At 62.8% G+C, this 7,239-nt stretch carries 4 protein-coding genes; all 4 read right to left on the bottom strand.

The window, feature by feature from the left end; all coding sequences use genetic code 11:
- The coding region (locus AC1DT3_RS08705) for a cyclic nucleotide-gated ion channel (protein WP_477464859.1) at positions 1-1,006 on the bottom strand (1,006 nt) is incomplete at its 3' end.
- A gap of 13 nt (positions 1,007-1,019) precedes the next feature.
- Positions 1,020-3,671, bottom strand: a complete 2,652-nt coding sequence (alaS, locus tag AC1DT3_RS08700; RefSeq protein ID WP_477464858.1) for an alanine--tRNA ligase — start codon at positions 3,669-3,671, stop codon at positions 1,020-1,022.
- Between the two features lie 568 nt (positions 3,672-4,239).
- Complete coding sequence (gene recA, locus AC1DT3_RS08695; RefSeq protein WP_477464857.1) at positions 4,240-5,331, bottom strand: recombinase RecA; 1,092 nt, start codon at positions 5,329-5,331, stop codon at positions 4,240-4,242.
- Positions 5,332-5,574: 243 nt separating this feature from the next.
- A partial coding sequence (locus AC1DT3_RS08690) for a response regulator (protein WP_477464856.1) occupies positions 5,575-7,239 on the bottom strand: 1,665 nt, incomplete at its 5' end.

Raw genomic sequence — 7,239 nt, 5'->3', positions numbered from 1 at the left:
ACATGACGGACATCTCGCCGAAGAAATCGCCCGCACCCAATCTCAAAGGTTCCTGGGGTAGTTGGACTTCGACGTCTCCCGACGCGATGAGGTAGATGGCGTGTGCGCTTTCGCCCTTGCGAACGACCACCTCTCCCGGCACGCAGCTCTGCGATCGCAAGTGGCGCATGATGGAGGCGATCTCTTCCGCGTCGAGATCGGCGAACAGCGGCACCCGCGCGACCATGCTCCAGGTGATGACGAAATCGCGCCGGTGAATCTCGCGCGAGAACGCGCTCGCGATGATGCCGACCGGCAACGCCAGCATGATCAGACCCATTACGGCGGTGAGACCGGCGATCGCACGCCCGAGCGGCGTCTCGGGCACGACATCGCCATAGCCGACCGTCGTCAACGTCACGATCGCCCAATACATCGCATCCGGGATCGTTCCGAATTTCTGCGGCTGAACCTCGCGCTCGACCAGATTCATCGCCGACGCCGCGAGAAGAACGGCGCCGAGCAGAATGACGCCGCACGCGATCAACGCGCRCCGCTCCGAATAGATGGCCTCCATCAAACTCGAAAGCCCCGGCGAATAGCGCGCGAGTTTGAAGAACCGGAAGAGCCGCAGCAGGAGAAGCGCTCTCAGGCCGCCGACATCCCAGTAGAAAAAATAGAACGGCACGATCGCCAACAGATCGATGATGGATTGCGGCTGTAGGGCGAACYTCAATCGGGCGCGCCAAGGCTGCATTCGTCGCCAGGGGGCATGCTCAGGCGCACACCACAGGCGCAACGCGTATTCGACGGTGAACACGATGCCGCTGAAGACTTCGATCACGATGAAGGGAATCCCGAACGCATGCCGAAAGGACGGCACACTTTCGAGGACGACCGACGTCACATTGACGAGGATGAGGGCAATGAGGAACGCGTGCAGCGCATTGACGGCGAAATCGTTGGCACTGCTGCGTTCCAGGATGTCGTAGAACTTACGCCGTGCCGTGTGTGCATGCCCCGCCACGGCGCTCGTCCTCTTATGCGGCTGTCGAGAGTGCCGCTTCGATGGCGTCGAGTGCGGCCTCTGCCTGGCCGCCGTCGGGTCCGCCCGCCTGTGCCATGTCGCGTCGACCGCCGCCGCCCTTGCCGCCGAGTTTTTCCGAGCCGACCCGCACGAGCGATACCGCATCGAATTTCGACGTCAGATCCTCCGTGACGCCGACGACGATGCCGGCCTTGCCGTCGTCACCGACACCGACGATGGCGACGATGCCGGAGCCGAGCCGCTTCTTGCCCTCGTCGGCGAGGCTCTTGAGGTCCTTCATCTCGACGCCGGATACGGCACGCGCCATGAGTTTGATGCCGGCGACGTCGCGCACCGGATCGCTTTCCGATGAGCCGCCACCCATGGCGAGCTTGCGGCGCGCTTCAGTGAGTTCGCGTTCCAGTTTGCGCTTGTCTTCGAGGAGTGCGTTCAGACGCTCGGATGCTTCGTCGGCCGGGATCTTCAACAGGCCGGCGATTTCGCGCAGCCGGCGACTGTCCTGCGACAGGTGATGCCGCGCCGTGTCGCCCGTCATCGCTTCGAGACGGCGCACGCCGGACGCGACCGCRCCCTCGGAGACGACAGTGATGACGCCGATGTCGCCGGTCCGGTTCACATGCGTGCCGCCGCAGAGCTCGACGGAGAAGGTTCGGTTGCCTTCGGTTTTGCCCATGGASACRACGCGAACTTCGTCGCCGTACTTTTCGCCGAACAGCGCCCGCGCACCGGATTCGATCGCCTCGTCGACGGCCATCAGCTTCGTGACCACCGGCTCGTTCTGCAACAACACCTTGTTGGCGATATCCTCGACGCGCCGAACCTCTTCGTCGCTCACCGGCTTCGGGTGACTGAAGTCGAAGCGCAGACGATCGGCGGAAACGAGCGAACCTTTCTGCGCCACGTGGTCACCCAGCACCTGCCGCAACGCCTCATGGAGAAGATGCGTCGCGGAATGGTTGGAACGCACGGCGGAACGACGGTCGTGGTCGACGATGAGTTCGAGCGATTGGCTCGTCTTCAGCGTGCCGTGTTCGACGATGACGTGATGCACGAACAGATCGCCGAGTTTCTTCTCGGTTCCGGTAACGCGCGCGCGCGCGCCCTCGCCTTTCATCACGCCGGTGTCGCCGACTTGACCGCCGGACTCGCCGTAGAATGGCGTCTGGTTGAGAACGACGAGGCCGGTTTCTCCCGCCTTCAGTTCGGCGACTTCCTTGCCGTCTTTCAGGAGCGCGAGCACGATGCCTTCGGCGATTTCGGTTTCGTAACCGAGAAATTCGGATGCACCGACGCGTTCCTTGACGCCGAACCACACGGTCTCTGTCGCCGCTTCACCGGAGCCCGACCATGCCGCACGCGCCATCTCGCGCTGGCGTTCCATCGCCGCCTTGAACGCATCCGTGTCGACGCCGATCCCACGCGACTTCAGGGCGTCCTGCGTCAGGTCGAGGGGAAAGCCGAACGTGTCGTAGAGCGTGAATGCAACATCGCCGGACAGGTTCTGGCCTTGAACGAGCGTACGCGTCTCTTCATCGAGAATGGACAGACCGCGCTCGAGCGTCTTGCGGAACCGCGATTCCTCGAGTTTCAGCGTCTCGGTGATGAGCGCCTCGGCGCGCACCAATTCAGGATACGCCTGCCCCATCTCGCGCACGAGCGCGGGGACCAGGCGATACATCAGCGGCTCTTTCGCGCCGAGCAATTCCGCGTGCCGCATGGCGCGGCGCATGATGCGGCGAAGCACGTAGCCGCGGCCCTCGTTCGACGGCAACACGCCATCCGCGACGAGGAAGGAAGACGCGCGCAAGTGATCGGCGATGACGCGGTGCGACGCCTTGCGCGCGCCCTCAGGCGCAACGCCGGTCGCATGTGCGACCGCATCGATGAGCGTGCGAAAGAGATCGGTATCGTAGTTGCTGTGAACGCCCTGCATGATCGCAGCGATGCGCTCGAGGCCCATGCCCGTATCGATGGAGGGTTTCGGTAGCACGATGCGGTTGCCCGGCTCGATCTGCTCGTATTGCATGAACACGAGGTTCCAGAATTCGAGGAAGCGATCGCCGTCTTCGTCCGGAGAACCGGGCGGCCCGCCTTGCAGCGCGTCGCCCTGATCGATGAAGATCTCGGAGCACGGTCCGCATGGGCCGGTATCGCCCATTTGCCAGAAATTGTCGGAGGTCGGGATGCGGATGATCTTCGAATCCGAGAAACCTGCGATCTTCTTCCACAGGGTCACCGCTTCCTCGTCGTCGTGATAGACGGTGACGAGGAGACGATCCTTCGTAAGATCGAATTCCTTGGTGATCAGATTCCACGCCAGCTCGATGGCTTGCGCCTTGAAGTAATCGCCGAACGAGAAGTTGCCCAGCATCTCGAAGAACGTGTGGTGGCGCGCGGTGTAGCCGACATTGTCGAGRTCGTTRTGCTTGCCGCCSGCRCGSACGCATTTCTGCGMCGTCGTCGCSCGCKRATASGGMCGCTTCTCGACSCCGGTRAAGACGTTCTTGAACTGCACCATGCCGGCATTGGTGAACATCAACGTCGGATCGTTGCGCGGCACGAGCGGGCTGGAGGCGACGACCTCGTGGCCGTTCCTGGCAAAATAATCGAGATAGGCCGACCGGATTTCGTTGACGCCGCTCATGAAATTCTAAGCTCAATCGTTGGGACGAATTGTCCTCAAGGTGTTGGTTGCGGCCGGTTTTAGACGCAGCCGCAAGCTCTGTCGAGGCACGCTTTTGGGGAACTGCGCCACCTCTGTCATTCCGGGCAGCAGGCGGCGGAGCCGTCGGAGCGGAAGGGAACCCATGGCGAGCCCCTGTCATTCCCCGCCGCAAGCGGCAAAGCCGCTGGAGGGTACTCATAGCGCGGCTCGCCCAGTCGTGGGTCCCTTCCCTCGCTTCGCTCACCGGGGATGAAGAGGGCGGCGCTTCGCTCGCCGGGGAGGATGGCAAGGGGAGGAGTGGCGGTTTGGCTTTAGGAAAGACCGCAACGAAAAAGACCGCCGCGATCTCTCGCGACGGCCCTTTGTTTGCCCTTGAAGGAGGCAAAATCTGGAAGGAGGCAAAATCTGGCAAACGCTCGAAAGAGGCAAAACCCAAGGGTCCGGGTTCGCATTCACGAACCCGACCGGCACGTCCCCGCATCACCGCCGGCTGCGACAATGAAGCGATGGGGCGTCCCGAATACCCTCCTGGCCTGTCGCCAGGGCGTCAGGCGGCGCCCTCGTCGAGGTCGTCTTCGGTCGGGGTGGCCTGATCGAGGATCCGGTCTGCCAGGACGCCGGAGTTCTGGCGGATCAGCACCTCGATCTTCTCGGCCACATCCGGGTTGTCGCGCAGGAACTGCTTGGCGTTCTCGCGGCCCTGGCCGAGGCGCTGGCTGTCATAGGAGAACCAGGCGCCGGATTTCTCGACGATGCCGGCTTTCACGCCGAGATCCACGAGCTCGCCCACCTTCGAGACGCCTTCGCCGAACATGATGTCGAATTCGACCTGCTTGAAGGGCGGAGCGACCTTGTTCTTCACGACCTTCACGCGCACGGAGTTGCCGATTGCTTCATCCCGATCCTTGAGCGTGGAGACGCGGCGAATGTCGAGACGGACCGAAGCGTAGAACTTCAAGGCGTTGCCGCCCGTCGTCGTCTCCGGGCTGCCATACATGACGCCGATCTTCATGCGGATCTGGTTGATGAAGATCACCATCGTGTTCGATCGCGAGATCGAACCGGTGAGCTTGCGCAGCGCCTGGCTCATCAGGCGTGCCTGGAGACCGGGCTGCACGTCGCCCATCTCGCCGTCGAGTTCCGCCTTCGGCGTCAGCGCCGCGACCGAGTCGATGACGAGCACGTCGACGGCGCCGGAGCGGACGAGCGTATCGGCGATCTCGAGCGCCTGCTCACCCGTATCGGGCTGAGAGATCAGGAGATCGTCGAGAACGACGCCGAGCTTGCGGGCATAAACCGGATCGAGGGCGTGTTCGGCGTCCACGAAGGCGCAAACGCCACCCTTCTTCTGCGCTTCCGCGACCGTATGGAGCGCGAGCGTGGTCTTACCGGACGATTCCGGTCCGTAAATCTCGATGACCCGGCCGCGGGGAAGACCGCCGACGCCGAGCGCGATATCGAGCCCGAGCGAACCGGTCGAGATCGTCTCGATCTCCAGCGGCTGCTGCCCCTTGCCGAGCCTCATGATCGAGCCCTTGCCGAAGCTGCGCTCGATCTGAGAGAGCGCCGCGTCGAGAGCCTTCGACTTATCTTTATCCATTGATGAGCTTTCCACCAGTCGCAGAGATGACTGAGACATGTCCAGGCTTCCTTATGGCACGGGCGACGATTGAGTCTCAACGATGTGTTGCCGCATCATCCGTACACTATTTGTTCCTGCCCGCAAGTTCTTTTTTTGTTCTACTCAAAACTCTTGTTTAACAACACGTTACAAGCCCCGCCAGCGAGTCGGCCCGATACCTTCAACCACCCTGCCCATGGGGCACTTTTCTTGATTCCAGTCTTGATTCCCGCAGCACGGTTCTCGCAACCGCGCCGGCAATCAGCGGGCCATGACCTGTTTTACGGTCTCGACCAGTTGGCGAAGGCTGAACGGCTTGGGCAGGAAGTTGAATTCCTCCCCGTCGGGAAGGTTCTTCTTGAAGGCGTCCTCCGCGTAGCCGGACACGAAGATCACCTTCAGGTCGGGATAGCGCTTGCGCAGTTCGCCGAGCAGTGTCGGGCCGTCCATTTCCGGCATCACCACGTCGGAGACGACGAGATCGACCGAGTCGCCCTGCTCGTCCATGATCTGCAGCGCCTCGACCCCGGAGGCGGCCTCGAGGATCGTGTAGCCGCGGGCACCGAGCGCGCGCGCATTCACCGCGCGCACCGGGTCTTCGTCCTCGACGATCAGGATGACGCCCTGCCCAGTCATGTCGGCGGCCGGTTTCTTGACGCTTTCCGCCTTGGGATCCTCGACCGGYGCGTCCGCGTCCGGGATATGTCGCGGCAGATAGATGCTGAAGACCGTCCCCTGGCCGATGCGCGAATCGACGTCGATGAAGCCGCCCGATTGCTTCACGATGCCGAACACCGTCGACAACCCGAGGCCCGTCCCCTTACCGACATCCTTCGTGGTGAAGAACGGCTCGAAGATCTTCTCGAGGATTTCGGCCGTCATGCCCGTGCCGCTGTCGGATACTTCCACGAGCACGTAGTCGGCGGGCGGCATGCCGCTCACCTTGAGCCGCGCCGCATCCGAGGCGGCGACATTCGCCGTGCGGATTCCGAGCTTGCCGCCGCCCGGCATCGCGTCGCGGGCGTTGACCGCCATGTTGACGATCACTTGCTCGAACTGGTTCACATCGGCCTTCACGAACCACAGATCACGTCCATGGTTGAGGTCGAGCTGGACGCGCTCTCCGAGCAGGCGCTTCAACAGCATGGAGAGATCGTAGAGACGGTCATTGAGGTTGAGCACCTCCGGCCGAAGCGTCTGGCGACGCGAGAAGGCAAGCAATTGCCGCACCAGGCTCGCGGCCCGGTTCGCGTTCTGCTTGATCTGCATGATGTCCTGGAAGGACGGGTCCGTCGGCCGATGGTTGGAGAGCAGGAGATCGCTGTAACCGATGATCGCCTGCAGGACGTTGTTGAAATCGTGCGCAACGCCGCCGGCGAGCTGCCCCACCGCATTCATTTTCTGGGATTGCGCCAACTGCTCCTCGACGCGCCGGAAATCGGTGGTGTCGAGCGCATAGAGAATGACGTAATCACTCTTCTCGTTGGCGTCGCCCGCGGACGTCACCCAGACGCGAACGGAGCGTTCAGTCGAGCCGGCCGTATGCAGTTCGAGCGGCTGGACTTCGCCCTGGCCTTCCAACGCCGCCTTGAGCGCCGCTTCGACCTGCCCGCCTTCGCCATCGCGGAAAGCGCTCGCGATCGCGACGCCATCGCCGCCGGTATCACTGGCACGCGGAAGAATGCCGAACAGTTTGGTGAAGGGTCCATTCGCCTGAACGAGACGCCCCGCGCGGTTCACGGTCGCGATGGCGATCGGCGTGTTGTTGAAGAACCGCGCGAAGCGAACTTCCGCCGCGCGCTGTCCCTCGTCCACATCCGAGCCGGACGAACGATTGAGCACCAGCGTGCGCGATGCGCCCATGCGGCCGTCCTGGCCGAAGGCGATGCGGTGGTAGAGACGCACAGGCAGGAATTGTCCGTTGCG

This window comes from Microvirga sp. P4_G7 (assembly GCF_056401005.1).
Note: the sequence above shows the minus strand (reverse complement) of the source record. Positions and strands in the feature narration are given on the sequence as shown.